We start from the raw sequence: 13619 nt of genomic DNA, 5'->3' as shown, positions 1-13619 counted from the left end.
GAAGGAGGAGAGGCCATGAAGCTGCCGGCCATTCACGCGGAAAGGTTTCACCGCCACTATAATCCGGTCGAGAGATCGAAGCGATTGTTATGGACGTTGCTAAGGTCAGTACTCGTTTCTGGTTTTTGTTTTATTATATTATTTCCGCTATTTCTTCGTTTCTCGGTCGCATTCCGCAACAAAATTGATATCTATGATCCGACGGTGCTGTGGATTCCTAGAAACTTCACGTTGGATAATTTTAAAATTGCGATGGAAGCGACCCACTATTGGGCTACTCTACTGAATACGTTTTTGATATCGGCGGGAACGACTGCCATTCAACTCGCATCCTGTGCGCTAGCGGCATACGCGTTTGCAAAGTTGAAGTTCAAAGGCAGCGGCATCCTCTTTGGATTCGTTATATTCACCATTGTTGTACCGCCGCAGACGATTATGATTCCGCTATATTTAACGTATAGGTACTTTGATATGTTCGGTTTAGTAGGTTTGTTTTCGAAGAGGGACAGCTTTAATCTAATTGATACCTTTTGGCCTTTCCTGATTTCATCCGCAACGGGAATGGGGCTCAAAAACGGTCTTTACATTTATATTTTTCGGCAATTTTTCCGAGGCATTCCGAAGGAGATTGAAGAAGCGGCCGTTGTTGATGGCTCAGGTGTTTTTAAAACCTTCTATAAGATCATGCTGCCGAATGCCGTTCCTGCTATCGTTACGGTTGTGCTGTTCTCCTTCGTATGGCAGTGGAATGACAGCTATTATGTTTCGTTGTTTCTCAGCAAAGTAAAAGTATTATCAACGCAGTTAGCAGACATGGGCTCTGTGCTTGGCAAAGAACCCGATCTTGTGTATCAATCCATGCTGCTGAATACAGGCGTTCTCCTGCTTATGCTCCCGCTTATCATCATGTACTTGTTCGTACAGCGCTATTTCGTCGAAAGTGTAGAGCGTACAGGCATCGTAGGCTAACGCAAGCAAAGTGAGCATTAATCGGCATTAGGCAAGAACGTGGAGCGGCGTCTTTGCTTTCATCCCAAACAGAGAATGGAGAAGGATACTTTGATATCATCTACTACTGTTCATATCATTTCACACACCCATTGGGACAGGGAATGGTACTTGCCATATGAGAAGCACCATGTTAGATTAATTGCGCTTATCGACCGTTTGCTTGAGACGCTGGAGCGAGATTCGGATTTCAAAAGCTTCCATCTTGATGGCCAGACGATTATATTAGAAGACTATTTGCAAATTCGTCCGGAAAAAAGAGCGCTGCTTGAGCAGTATGTTCGCGAAGGACGCATTCATATTGGACCGTGGTATATTTTGCAGGATGAATTTTTGACGAGCGGTGAAGCAAATGTGCGCAATCTCGTTTATGGACACCGAGATGCCATGCAGTTCGGCAAAGTTGCAAAGGTGGGTTATTTCCCGGATTCGTTCGGGAACATTGGGCAAGCACCGCAGCTGATGCTGCAAGCAGGGATCGAGAATGCTGTGTTCGGACGCGGTGTGAAGCCAACTGGCTTTAATAATGAAGTTTCTCAAACGAAAGTCTACGAATCACCGTTCTCCGAGATGATTTGGGAGGCTCCTGACGGCTCAAGAGTGATCGGCATTCTGTTCGCCAATTGGTACAGCAACGGCAATGAAATTCCAACTGATCCTGAAGCTGCTGGTGTTTATTGGCAGCGTAAATTAAAGGATGTCGCCGAGTATGCTTCAACGCCCCACTGGCTCATGATGAATGGCTGCGATCATCAGCCGGTGCAGACGGATGTAGCACAAGCTATTGCGACAGCGCAGCAGCTATTTCCGGAATATCAATTTGTCCATTCGAATTTTGAAGATTATATTGGGGCGGTAACCGCATCGCTTCCTGAGAAATTGTCCATCGTTAAGGGTGAACTAAGAAGCCAGCATACCGATGGCTGGTCGACGCTAGTTAATACTGCATCTTCGCGAATCTATCTTAAGCAAATGAACCAAACAGGTCAGGCGCTGCTGGAGAAAGTGGCCGAACCGATAGCAGCCTTTGCTTATTTGACAGGCCATGCTTATCCTCATCATCTATTCACTTATGCTTGGAAAACATTGATGCAAAACCATCCGCATGACAGCATTTGCGGATGCAGTGTCGATGAGGTCCATGCAGAGATGGTGACCCGTTTTGCCAAAAGCAAGCATGTCGCCGAAAGCATTATCGAAGACAGCTTATCCGCAGTCGCTTCGAAGGTAGATACGAGCGGATTTACTTCCTTTGGAGAGGTTGCTTCAACACTCGTTGTTGTTAATACAACGGGCTGGCTGCGTTCTGGTATTGTTACCACTGATGTTGAGATCGAGCGCATCTATTTCAATAGTGGAATAGATTTTTACACGATGAAGCAGCGACTGAAGGAAATTGATTTAGCAGGCCTATACCTCGTGGAGTCAGAGGGCAGCAAGGTCTCCAGCGGCATAGAAGATCTAGGCGTACAATTCGGATACGATTTGCCCGAGGATCAGTTCCGTCAGCCTTATTTTGCTAGAAAAGTACGTATTCAATTTGAGGCGCACGGTGTACCAGCACTTGGCTACAAGACCTATGCGCTGATTAGAAATGATTACTCTAAACAGCTTCAAGCTGAAGAAGGCTCTCTAATTAGGAATGAACGAGAGATGGGCAATGATTATTTAACCGTAACGATCGCTGATGACGGTTCCTTGACTATTGTTGATCATCGTTCGAATGAAGTGCTACGCAATCAATGTATATATGAAGATACAGGAGACATCGGTAATGAGTATATGTACCGCCAGCCAAACGGTGACGTCCCGCTGACAACGAGAGGCCTTCGAGCCGAAATACGCATAACGGAAGATACACCTTATCAAGCCAGCTTTGAAATTACGCACCAGATGTTAATCCCGAAGTCGGCAGAAGAGCTGTTGCAGCAGGAGAGAGAAGAGCTGATTTGGTTTACTGGACGAAAATCAGGCAGGTCGGATAAGCTCATTCCTTTTACGATTAAGACGAAGGTATCACTTAACAAAAACGGGCAAGAACTGCAAATAGAAACAACCTTTAACAACGAGGCTCTTGACCATCGTTTGCGTATGTTGTTCCCGGCAGACTTTCAATCGAAGACACATTTGGCAGATTCAATCTTTGAAGTGGTGGAGCGGGATAATACCCCTTCGGAGGAATGGAGAAATCCAAGTAATTGTCAGCATCAGCAAGCTTTTGTGACATTGATTGGCGAGAAGCAGGGGGTTACGATCGCCAACCTTGGTTTAAATGAATATGAAGTTTTGCGAGATGAAGATGAAAACAATACCATTGCGGTTACTTTGCTGCGTGCGGTGGGAGAGCTAGGTGATTGGGGGTACTTCCCGACCCCTGAGGCACAGTGTCTCGGCGAGCATACGGTTAAGCTTGAAATTATACCGTTTCCGGTGGAGAATCAGCATGCAAAGTCGGAGTTCATTGGACATGGAGCTATGGCATCGATGAAGGAAGCTTATCAATATCAAGTTCCTTGGATAGTGAAGCAGACGGGTACACATGAGGGTGAGCTTCCCAGCCGTTTTTCCTTTATGCAATGGGAAGGTGACAAACTATGTTTGTCTGCTCTTAAGGTATCGGAGAACACGGGGGATTTGATTGCGCGCTGGTATAATCTATCACGAGATGAGCAAACGTTAAGCGTATACCCTACGCTGGGCGTGAGCGCAGCACATCGCAGCAGCGTTATGGAGCAGAGGCTGGAGGAGTCAGAGCTTGGCCGAATGGTGGTTCGTCCCGCTGAAATCATTACGCTGAGTTTAGATGTTTTTTTGTAAATTAGCATACGGAGTATAACACACCCCTAACTGTCTTTGAGAAACGGTTGGGGGTGTGCTATATTTCAAGAGGGATGAGGATGACATGTACGTAAGCATCAAGTTTGCGGCATGGGCAAATATTATGAAAACAAGGGGAAGGTGTTACGGATGAAAAGAGTACTGCTGCTCGGAGATTCGATCCGAATGGGCTATGAACCGCTTGTGCGCGAGGCTTTGAAAGAAACGGCACAGGTTGTTGCGCCTGAGGAGAACGGCAGATTTGCGAAACATACGTTATGGGGAGTTAACTTGTGGATTAAAGATCTGGGCAAACCAGATATCGTTCATTGGAACAACGGATTATGGGATTTGCATCATGAAGCGCCAATGGTCGAGGCACTTACTTCATTAGAAGAATATTTGGAAACGCTTAAACGGACGGCGAATGAGCTGCAAAGAACGGGTGCAAACATCATATTTGCAACAACGACGCCTGTTCCAGCCGATGCGATTGGGCGCAGCAATGCAGAGATTGATTTATACAATGCGGCAGCTGTAAAGCTGATGGAAAGCCTGGGCATACAAATAAATGATCTGAACGCTACCATAAAGGAAGATCTAGCATTACATATTTGCGAGGACCGTTTGCACTTATCTGAACGAGGAAATCGTAGATGCGCGGAGAAAGTCATCGAGCACATACATAAATATTTGTAATGTAAGGAATAAAGGAAATGGCAGTCCAAAGCCTGAAGCTAGGCCGGACTGCCATTTCTTGTTTTAACGGATAAGGTTCACATCGTCGCATCGATCAAAAAAAGCGGTTTGCTGCTGCAAAGAGGCTTCATCATTTTTGACAGCGTGTATCGCTTTGGCGAAGTTGCTTGCGCACATTGAAATATACTCCTTACCATAAGCTGCCGTCGATAATGAAGGATCGCCCGCAATCTGATTTGGGAACTCCATATACCAATGGATGCCAGCGGACAGCCTATGCTCCGTTAGCGTTCGTCCAAGACCTTTGGACTCCCACTCGCCTGGATTCAAACGGTCCATATGGACAAGAGACGGATTAATATGAAGAATTTGCGATGTTTCCATATGATCGGCATGCCCATAGTCATCTGGCGTTTCATAGGATTGATCAAGATGAGCAAGCTGCTCGGCATTTAATTCCCATAGATTATAGGCGTACACAACATAATCCTTGCGTTCATCGAGCATCGTTTGGACGAAATAGCTCAGCAGATTGTTATTGCCGCCGTGCCCATTGGCCAAAATAATTTTGTTGAAGCCGTTGCGCCTAATTTCCTTGCACACTTCCTGCAAGAGGCGCAGCTGCAGCTCACTGCCAAGAGCAACTGTGCCTGCGTAATGCTTCACCTCGGATACTTGGCCGAAAATATAATAAGGAAAGATAACACAGGACTCTAATTGAGCTGACTTCTCTACAATTTCTCTAGCGATCATCATATCCGTTCCGAGGGGAAGATGATCGCCATGCTTTTCAAGACAGCCGATTGGAAGCACGCAGACTCGATTCGTTGACTTAACGGCCGCCTCAAATTCCTTGACGGTCAAGTTTTCCCATAACATACAGTTGGTCCTTTCTGCGTGTTGTTTAGTGGGCTGCCTTGGATACGTAAACGAGAATAATGGTTTCCAAATAATTAAGATCCGCAGCCATTCGTTTTTTAACTTCTATGTTCAAAGCACGATCCGATTCGATACGCTCCAGAAGCTTCTCTATTTTCTTAAGTGCTTCTTTGGCGTCCTTGCCAACTGATTTTTTATCCTTCCAGCTTTTTTCAAGCTGCTCCAGCTCTTTTACATATTTCTTATCGTTATCCATCCCATTGAACGGGACATAAATCTGTTTGATTTTGCGCTGCATTTCGGAAATGATCGTTTTGAATGATGTTAAAACATCTTTGTCTGGCACGATGGCGGGTTTGCTGTAGAGCCCTGCTAAAAGCGCCTTGTCATATTCATTTCCAAACAACGATTCAAATTCGAACAAAGCTGAGCCGGAGACGCCTACTGCGACGGAGTCGTTTATTTGTTTAAGCAGCATCTCCTTCGTTAAGCCAAGATTCGTTCCGACACCAATGACGATCAGCGCTTTGTTGTTTGCGAGTGCAACTGAGTTTAAGGAATCAGTGGCAACAGATGAAGCGTCTGGATGATAGGACATCGGAAAGAGCTGGTCGATATAGTTTTTGGCAATCCAGTCCTTTGGCTCTTGGTGCATGAACTCTGGCCCATTCACGTAGTTCGGCCATACGGCGGCGGAGACTCGGATATCCGGCTTCAGGTTTTTGGCTTCACTGGAGATCCGATATACGAACTCATTAATCGTATTTTTTCTAAAATCAACCCACGCTTGCCAAAGCTTGTCGACGGGATGAAGGTCGATCGGATCTGCGCCATGCTTCTGCTTGAACAGATTGCGCGTATAAGAGTCATAACCAAAGTCGTTCGTGTAATCACCTGCATCGGGATAACGAATATAGTCCAAATGCAAGCCGTCTACTTTATATTTCTGAAGCAGCTCCTTATAAATTTCAGAAACAAAGTCCCGTACTTCAGGCCTTACAGGATTGAGGAAATAATACTGGGTGTTGTAAAGCGGAACGTCTTGATAATCGTGGCCTTGTCTACTAATCATGGACCATTCCGGCTTAAGGCTTCTGACGGGACCTGCCATACTGCCGACGCCTACCAAAAAGTTTTCGACCCATGCATGAACCTCGATGCCTGCTTTTTTGGCTTCAGTTATATAGGCGTTCAAAACGTCAAAACCGCCATAAATCGGATTTTGAGCAGCTAGCGGATGGCTCGTTGGGTAAATCGTAAAGCCATTCCACCAGGTCTCTAAGTAAATGGAGTTGATATTTAAGGCTTGAAGCTTCGCAATATGCTGCTGAACCTGCTCGAGATTCGTTTCCTTCGGACGAATCCAAATGGATCGATGATCTACAGCGCGGGATTCATAGCCCATGAAGCTGGCCTTCTCCACCCGTGCGTTCAGCTCTGCGAACTGGATCGTGAAGGAATTGAAATCGCCTTGAGCAATCTGGCTTTTCAAATCGACCAATGCTGCTTGTGCAGATGTAATTTGCTGTTCCATACCGTTATAGTTAATGTCTAGAAACTGCTGCTTGGAGAGAATAAGCTTTTGCTTCGCGGCATCTATTCCTATTTGCGCTTTATCCAAATAGGATTCTGGCGTGAACAGAAATAACGCTTGTTTCTTATCCGTGAGCAGCTTGAAGCTACTGCCAATGGATACATGCTCGCTTAGCCAGCTTGCTTTGACGCCATGCCCGGATATGACATATCCGCCAGCTGGAATGGTAGAATTATTGCCGCTCACCTGCGTGACCTTGCCTTCCGAGTTTACGACAACCTCGTATCCCCAAGGATTCGTTCCCGTTGCTGGGCCATAGCTGTTGTCGTAAATAATGAGCTGATCCGTTCCGCGGTGTCCGGGGTATGGTTCATTGCTGCCGTCATCCCAGCCTCCGGGATTATCTTCTCTCGTTCGCGGATTTAAGGCGTCGTATCCTATTTTGGAGGCTTCAACTAACACTTCATTGTTCATATTCAATTCAACGGCATCTCCAATCCGCACAGTTCCATTTAATTTAGCAAAAAACGGACTTTCAGCTTGAATAGAGAGAACGTATCCACTTGCAGGAATGGATGAGTTGTTATCGAGCCAATTGCCGCTAGTATCCTGCGTCATCGTTGCTATTCGCGTAACGGAACCTCCGTCAACGGTAATCTCCATGCCCCATGGATTTGTTTTTGTTGCAGGGCCGTATTCTGGTAAATACAGAACGATATCCGCCGCTCCGCGCCCTGCATTAACCTGAGTAATTGGAACGATCTCTTCATTAACGGTGAAATATTGGGCTGGATAAACCGATATAGGAAAGCTCGTAGTAATGGAATCTCCAATCTTGAAGCCGTTGATCAATGAAGCTTTGTTTCCCGTTCCAGATATGACGTATCCGTTAGCAGGAATATAAGTGCCGTTAGTGCTGTTTGTATATATGGCTGTAACGATATCGTTTGTAATGATGGCTTCTGTTGTCGGAACGAGTGGAGGTTTTGTTGTGGTTCCGTAGCTGCGGGTAAATATCATGAGTTTGTTGTCTTGACTCTCTTGATTAATGAGGTCAACGATGTGGTTTGTGCCGTCCTCAAGCGTAATGGATGGCTGGTCAGGAGAAGCGGGCTCTGAGAAGGCGGTTGAAGAAATGCTGATCAGAAGAAGGGCAACACAAAGAACGAAATTAAACAATCGTTTGGTCATCATGGCATACACCTCGAATCTTCTCATTTGTACGCATAAAACAGAACCTTACACTTCACCGCCTTTCGGATAAAGTAGCTGTTCATGTTCATGATGGATTGTTTATCTAGCAGTAGTGTAACAGTAAGCGGATTGTTTTTCCATAAATTTTATAAAAAGAGGATAATATTTTTATTTTCAAACTATCGCTTCAAATTTTCTGGCCAATGCGTCTCAATGCCTTGATTTTGAATAAGTGTTAAAAAAGCTTCCAGATGCAGCTTGTTTTCTCGTACTTCATGCGGGGTGACTTGATTTATAATGGAGTAAGCGGCTAAATAGCCTGCTGATTCACCGATGTTCCATTCGGTTGGATGCAGTCGGTAGCAGCCGTTTGTAATTTGAGTGGTGCCAATATTTTTACAGGCAGGGAGCAAATTTTTCATCCGAACGGGGAGGAGGGCTCCGAGCGGAATTTCGTAAGGCAAGCTGGGAATGTAGAAGCCGCGATTGGATTTTGTTGTTGTGTGGAGATCTAGATGATAACTTCCGACGCCTACACTGTCCTCATATCGTTTGATCCCTTGATCCCCCCTGATTTCGAGGCTGACATCATGCTCCGTAATCGTATATTTCGCCTTTATTCTGCGAGATTCCCGAATATAAGGATGTTTGGCAATGCCATCTTCTGTTCCAACAATGTCACCGCGAAGTCGAAGGCCGGGATAACCAATGCCTCCATCTGGACGCGGTGCTTCCGTTTGCAGCCAATAAACGAGCGATAGACTTTGCTGACGCGCACTCTTCAAATGTTTTTGTTTTTCTTCCTCAGTTACCTCATAAATAGGTCCTAAATAATAATCGTTTTGTGCCCAGTTAATTAAAGTGATATCGCTTTCAAACGAGCCTTCTTTAAACAAAGAACGGTCAATTATGCGTCTGTAAGTCCAGAAGGGCATGGGTTCTTTCCCATCAGGCATGAAGATAATTTCTTTGTCCTGGCTTGGATCATGAATGTCTCCCATTTTCCAGCCGAACAGCGGGAAACGTGAATGCGCAGGAATGAAGCTTCGCCAAAAGTCATACTGCTCTGGTTTCTCAATCGTATAATCCGCGTTCTCTATGTGATCCAAAGCAAATACATACGTAAAGGATTGCATGTCAAGGGAATCGGCCTGCTCGAGCGCATGCGGTTCTCCCGTTTCAGCTTTTGCTTCAGCTCCTGATACATACTCTGCACCGGCAAGAGGAAGAAGGTCGCCGCATTCAGTCGCGTCCAAATAGTAGGAGCCATGCAGCTTCTTCATTTCACCTGAAGTGATATGTTTGACAAGGACAGATTCAATCAGGTCTTCGTTTGTTTCAGCGGACTCTAATTGATAGCCGAGTAGAATAGTTATTTTTCCACTGCTGATATGAGGAGCAAGCATGGTCTCAAGCACATGAAGCGCGGCTTTTGGTTCATGGCATAGTCGGCTGACCCAGCCGTTTCCTGGGTTTAGGCGGTCATTGTTTTTGGCGTCTTCTACTAAGGGATAGTTTTCCTTGTAATAACGGCGAATACGGTTGCGAAACTCACGATATGTACGGGTGCAGCCGAAGCTTTCAATCCAAGGATGCTCGTCGGGAGGAACGGCTTGACTAGTCAACTGCCCGCCAATCCAATCCGTTTCTTCTGTAACAATCACCTTCATGCCTAACTTGGCTGAGGATAGTGCAGCCATGCATCCGCCAAGCCCTCCGCCAAGTATAATAATGTCAGCTGTAATCGATTGTTGTTCCATTCGAGTCCCGCCCTTCTAGAATTGAATGAAAATTTGCTATATCGTAACACGAGATAGAGATTATATCCACCAATTATGATATTATTAAAAAAAATATCTTTTTCAAAATTCTGGCAGACCATGAAGCCTATATCCGAACATTATTTTAATTTGTGAAAGTCAATTGAAGGAAAGAGGAGGGATTCTATTGCCTCAAGATATCAATATGCAATGGGTTACGAGTCTTTGTATTCATTACGATATTGGAGAGCCGCTCATTCTTCCAAGTCCGGTCACTGGCGGTTTGCTTCATCACATGTGGAAGCTCAGCACAACAGAAGGCCAATTCGCCTTGAAAATATTAAATCCTGAAATTATGTCAAGAGCAGGTGTCTTGTCCAACTATTTGCTCTCAGAGCGTATTGCAGCTGCCGCAGCAAGTGCAGGTATACCTGCCGTCTTAGCAAAGACGGTTAATAATGACATCATTACTCAGGTTTCTGGTGTGGATGTTATGCTGTTTGATTGGATTGATGGTGCTGTCATTACTCCTGCTGATTGCAGCAGGGAACACGCGAGTATAATAGGAGCTTTGCTTCATAAGATTCACAACTTAAAATTCGAGGAGCAGCATAGCCCGCTCTGGACCTCCTTCGGGCAGGACTACTTGAGGGAATTGATAGATGAAGGACTTAGGACAGCGATGCCATGGGCGCAGCAGATTGATGCTGGATTCAATGACTTGTTAGAATGGAATCATCAGTATCAGCAAGCCAGCCAGATGTTGAACGATAGCCAGTGCTTCAGCCATCGCGATTTAAATCCGAAAAACGTCGTTTGGAAGGACGGTCTTCATCCGCATATTATTGACTGGGAAGCAGCTGGTTCAACAAATCCAACAATGGAGCTGCTTGATGCTGCCTTAAGCTGGAGCGGGATTGATACGGGTCACGTCAATAAAGAGATTTTTATGACGATGCTAGGCTCATATCAAAAGGTCGGTGGGACAGAGCTAACACATTTGAAGGAAGCTTTCTACGGCAGAATGGGCAGCATGCTCGAATGGCTGGAGTACAATATGAGACGTTCACTGCACAAAGATATTTTCGGTGAGTCGGAGCAACAGCTTGGCAATGAGCAGGTGCTGTTGACCTTCTCGTCCTTAAAGGAAATGTCAGCAAATATTGATGAGTGGATGGAATGGATAGGGGAGAGGGATCAGAATGAAACCAGCAATCAATAAAAAAATTATCGTCATTGCCCACCGAGGTGCGGCCGGGTATGCACCCGAGAATACGATGGCGTCCTTTCAGCTTGCGATAGAGATGAAGGCTGATTTCTTGGAACTGGATATTCAGCTTACAAAGGATGGGCAGCTTGTTGTTATTCATGATACAGAGGTTGATCGTACGAGTAATGGCAGAGGCAAGGTGCTGGACTTTACGATGGCTCAGCTGAGTGAACTGGACGCAGGAAGCTGGTATAATGCGAAATTTGAAGGTGAACGAATTCCAACACTATCAGAGGTATTCAACTTATGCAAAGGGAAAATCGGTATCTTAATCGAGATTAAGGCGCCTTGGCTATATCCTGGGATAGAGCAGAAGTTAGCCGAAGAGCTGCGTGATCACGGCATTCTGGATGAAGATCCTGCCTCTATTATTGTTCAATCTTTTGATCAGAGTTCTGTGAAGCGATTTAGTGCTATTATGCCCCAGGTTCTAGTTGGTTTGCTTGTTTATCAGTCTGAAGATGTAACGGTAGAGAAGCTTCAAGAAACAGCCGTGTATGCAGATTATGTGAACCCGAGCTTGAATCTCGTTACGAAAAGTTTCGTAGACACCATTCATGCTTTAGGCAAAAAAACGACGCCTTGGACGGTTCGCTCGGCAGCGGAAGTGCCGCCATTGCTTGATTTTAACGTTGATGGCATTATTACCGATTATCCTGATTATGTGAAGTGATAGGGATTGAGCGGGATGTTTTGAGGGTATGTCATTTATTGTGAGCCTTGAATAGATCATCTAAACCATTTAGATAAGTACACTATGAAGCGAGCTGATACGATGAAGATGGCAGGTCAAAAAATTAACCAGTCCAATACGCTTTTGTTGATTTCGAGTATTTATACTTCCTTGACCAAAGCGGAGAAAAAAGTAGCCGACTATGTGAAATCAAATCCCGAGGAAGCGGTTATGGCGACGGTAACCGATTTATCTGAGCAGGCGGGGGTAGGCGAAACGTCCGTTATTCGGTTTTGCCGCAAGTTAGGCTTCCGTGGTTATCAAGAGTTTAAGCTTTCTATTGCGCAGGATTTGGTCAACCGTCCGTCGTACTCGACCGTTGAAATAGAAGAAGAAGACAGCACGCTGACGAAGGCAAGAAAGATTACGCTTCGCAACGAAATGATGCTGAAAAATACGCTTGATCTAATCAATCCGGCGGATTTGGAGAAAGCTGTCCATCGGATGCTCGCAGCGGACAAAATTTATATTTTTGGAGTAGGATCATCCGGTATTACAGCGCTTGATCTTCATTATAGGCTGATGCGAATTGGAATGAATGTGGAGGCGCATAGGGATTCCCATATTATCGCCATGTCTGCATCGCTCGTGAAGAAAGGGGAAGTGGTGTTTGGCATATCAACTTCGGGGAGCACGAGGGATCTGGTAGATCCGCTGCGCCAAGCGAGAGCTAATGGAGCTGAGGTCATTTGTTTGACAAGCCATATGCGTTCTCCGATAACAGCACATGCTGACACCATTTTATTGGTGCCCTCACGTGAGATGCCTACCGAAGGCGGTTCTTGGTCAACAAAAATTACTCAGGTACATCTATTGGATATTTTGTGCAATTTGTTGTCTCATAAGAAAAATAATGCCACAGAAGCTTTGGAGAAGACGGCTCGCTCCGTCGTAGACAAGCTGTATTAATCGATAGGGCCGTCTTTCGATCATATCGCAAAGCCCATTAAAAATGGGACTGTCTCAAAAGCGTTTAGCTTCTGAAGGGATTGCACACATGAAAAATAGCCTTACAGGAGAGCTATTCCTGTACGGCTATTTTTCTATTCTGGTCTATATTAGCTTGCATCATCAGATTGTGGGCAAGCGAAAGCCACCCGGCCTCTAGACTTACCTTAGGCAAGCCGCGAAGCAGAAAACGCCGAAATACCCGGCTATTCTTGATCTGCCCGAATACACTTTCGGGTTCAATCATTCGTCTTATCAACAACGCATATCCTCACACTTTTTCTTTGTTTTGATGCTATTTTGAGAAGTCTTCAGCAGCAATCTCCGCGATCTATGTCCAGCTATCCTGCACGATTGCAGGAACTTCGCCCATTATAGCTGTGTAGGATATTTATGTTGTATTTATGCAATAACTTACTATATGATCAGCCATTTTAGCACTTAAAGAGCGCTTATATTGTAGGAAATACAGTATAGCTGCACGTAAGTGTGAAAATGATGCCGCTATCCTGCGAATATGCAGTATAGAAAATAATGAAGAACAATGTAGAAGTGCAGTGTTGCCGAATTAGAAAAGAGGATATCCCAAAAGGGTAAACCTGAGAGAGAGAAGAATCTCATAGTATGTGCAAAAGAACCTTCAAAACCACTCTGAAAGTGAATCTGAAGGTTCTTTTTTGCCAGCATATTACGTGAAAAGTGGGGGCTGAATGATTCAGAAAATGCTTCAGAGACAGCCCCCTTTTCTTTGATGGGTCTCTATAAAGATAAAGAGCG

The 13619-nt window shown here is 45.1% G+C and carries 9 protein-coding genes and 1 pseudogene; 6 read left to right on the top strand and 4 right to left on the bottom strand.

The genetic code is table 11. The features are described from left to right. Window positions 1-15 precede the first annotated feature (15 nt). The 3 genes from ACIFSR_RS28390 (at window position 16) to ACIFSR_RS28380 (ending at window position 4524) form a co-directional block, all read left to right on the top strand. Entirely contained in the window at window positions 16-969 is a 954-nt protein-coding gene (locus tag ACIFSR_RS28390; RefSeq protein WP_076270037.1) for a carbohydrate ABC transporter permease, read from the top strand. A 90-nt stretch (window positions 970-1059) separates the two neighbouring features. Next, window positions 1060-3825 carry an alpha-mannosidase gene (locus ACIFSR_RS28385; RefSeq protein WP_430061707.1) on the top strand — a complete coding sequence of 922 codons (2766 nt, stop codon included), beginning with the start codon at window positions 1060-1062 and terminating at the stop codon, window positions 3823-3825. A 150-nt stretch (window positions 3826-3975) separates the two neighbouring features. Then, on the top strand, window positions 3976-4524 hold the full coding sequence (locus ACIFSR_RS28380) for an SGNH/GDSL hydrolase family protein (RefSeq protein ID WP_430061705.1): 549 nt from the start codon (window positions 3976-3978) through the stop codon (window positions 4522-4524). Between the two features lie 63 nt (window positions 4525-4587). On the opposite strand, the gene ACIFSR_RS28375 is transcribed toward ACIFSR_RS28380, so the two are convergent. From ACIFSR_RS28375 to ACIFSR_RS28365, 3 genes are all read right to left on the bottom strand, one after another. Beyond that, window positions 4588-5403 carry a creatininase family protein gene (locus ACIFSR_RS28375; RefSeq protein WP_430061703.1) on the bottom strand — a complete coding sequence of 272 codons (816 nt, stop codon included), beginning with the start codon at window positions 5401-5403 and terminating at the stop codon, window positions 4588-4590. A 25-nt stretch (window positions 5404-5428) separates the two neighbouring features. Beyond that, window positions 5429-8131 (bottom strand): glycoside hydrolase family 10 protein, encoded by a 2703-nt coding sequence (locus tag ACIFSR_RS28370; RefSeq protein WP_430061701.1) that lies wholly within the window; start codon window positions 8129-8131, stop codon window positions 5429-5431. Window positions 8132-8310: 179 nt separating this feature from the next. Next, window positions 8311-9891, bottom strand: coding sequence for an FAD-dependent oxidoreductase (locus ACIFSR_RS28365; protein ID WP_430061699.1), 1581 nt, complete (start codon window positions 9889-9891; stop codon window positions 8311-8313). 187 nt (window positions 9892-10078) lie between these two features. On the opposite strand from ACIFSR_RS28365, the gene ACIFSR_RS28360 reads away from it, so the two are divergent. From ACIFSR_RS28360 to ACIFSR_RS28350, 3 genes are all read left to right on the top strand, one after another. Beyond that, window positions 10079-11113 carry a phosphotransferase gene (locus ACIFSR_RS28360; RefSeq protein ID WP_430061697.1) on the top strand — a complete coding sequence of 345 codons (1035 nt, stop codon included), beginning with the start codon at window positions 10079-10081 and terminating at the stop codon, window positions 11111-11113. Then, complete coding sequence (locus ACIFSR_RS28355; RefSeq protein WP_430061695.1) at window positions 11094-11834, top strand: glycerophosphodiester phosphodiesterase; 741 nt, start codon at window positions 11094-11096, stop codon at window positions 11832-11834. The genes ACIFSR_RS28360 and ACIFSR_RS28355 overlap by 20 nt, the downstream gene beginning before the upstream one ends. 102 nt (window positions 11835-11936) lie before the next feature. After that, a complete protein-coding gene (locus ACIFSR_RS28350) occupies window positions 11937-12803 on the top strand; it encodes a MurR/RpiR family transcriptional regulator (protein ID WP_430063153.1) in 867 nt (288 codons plus the stop codon). 112 nt (window positions 12804-12915) lie between these two features. Here ACIFSR_RS28350 and ACIFSR_RS28345 read toward each other — a convergent pair. Further along, window positions 12916-13113 (bottom strand): annotated as a pseudogene (locus ACIFSR_RS28345) (transposase); the annotation flags it as partial. Between the last annotated feature and the right edge of the window lie 506 nt (window positions 13114-13619).

This window comes from Paenibacillus sp. NRS-1760, assembly GCF_050467785.1.
Taxonomy (GTDB): domain Bacteria; phylum Bacillota; class Bacilli; order Paenibacillales; family Paenibacillaceae; genus Pristimantibacillus.
The sequence above is the reverse complement of the archived record's forward strand: the minus strand, read 5'-3'. Positions and strand labels throughout refer to the sequence as shown.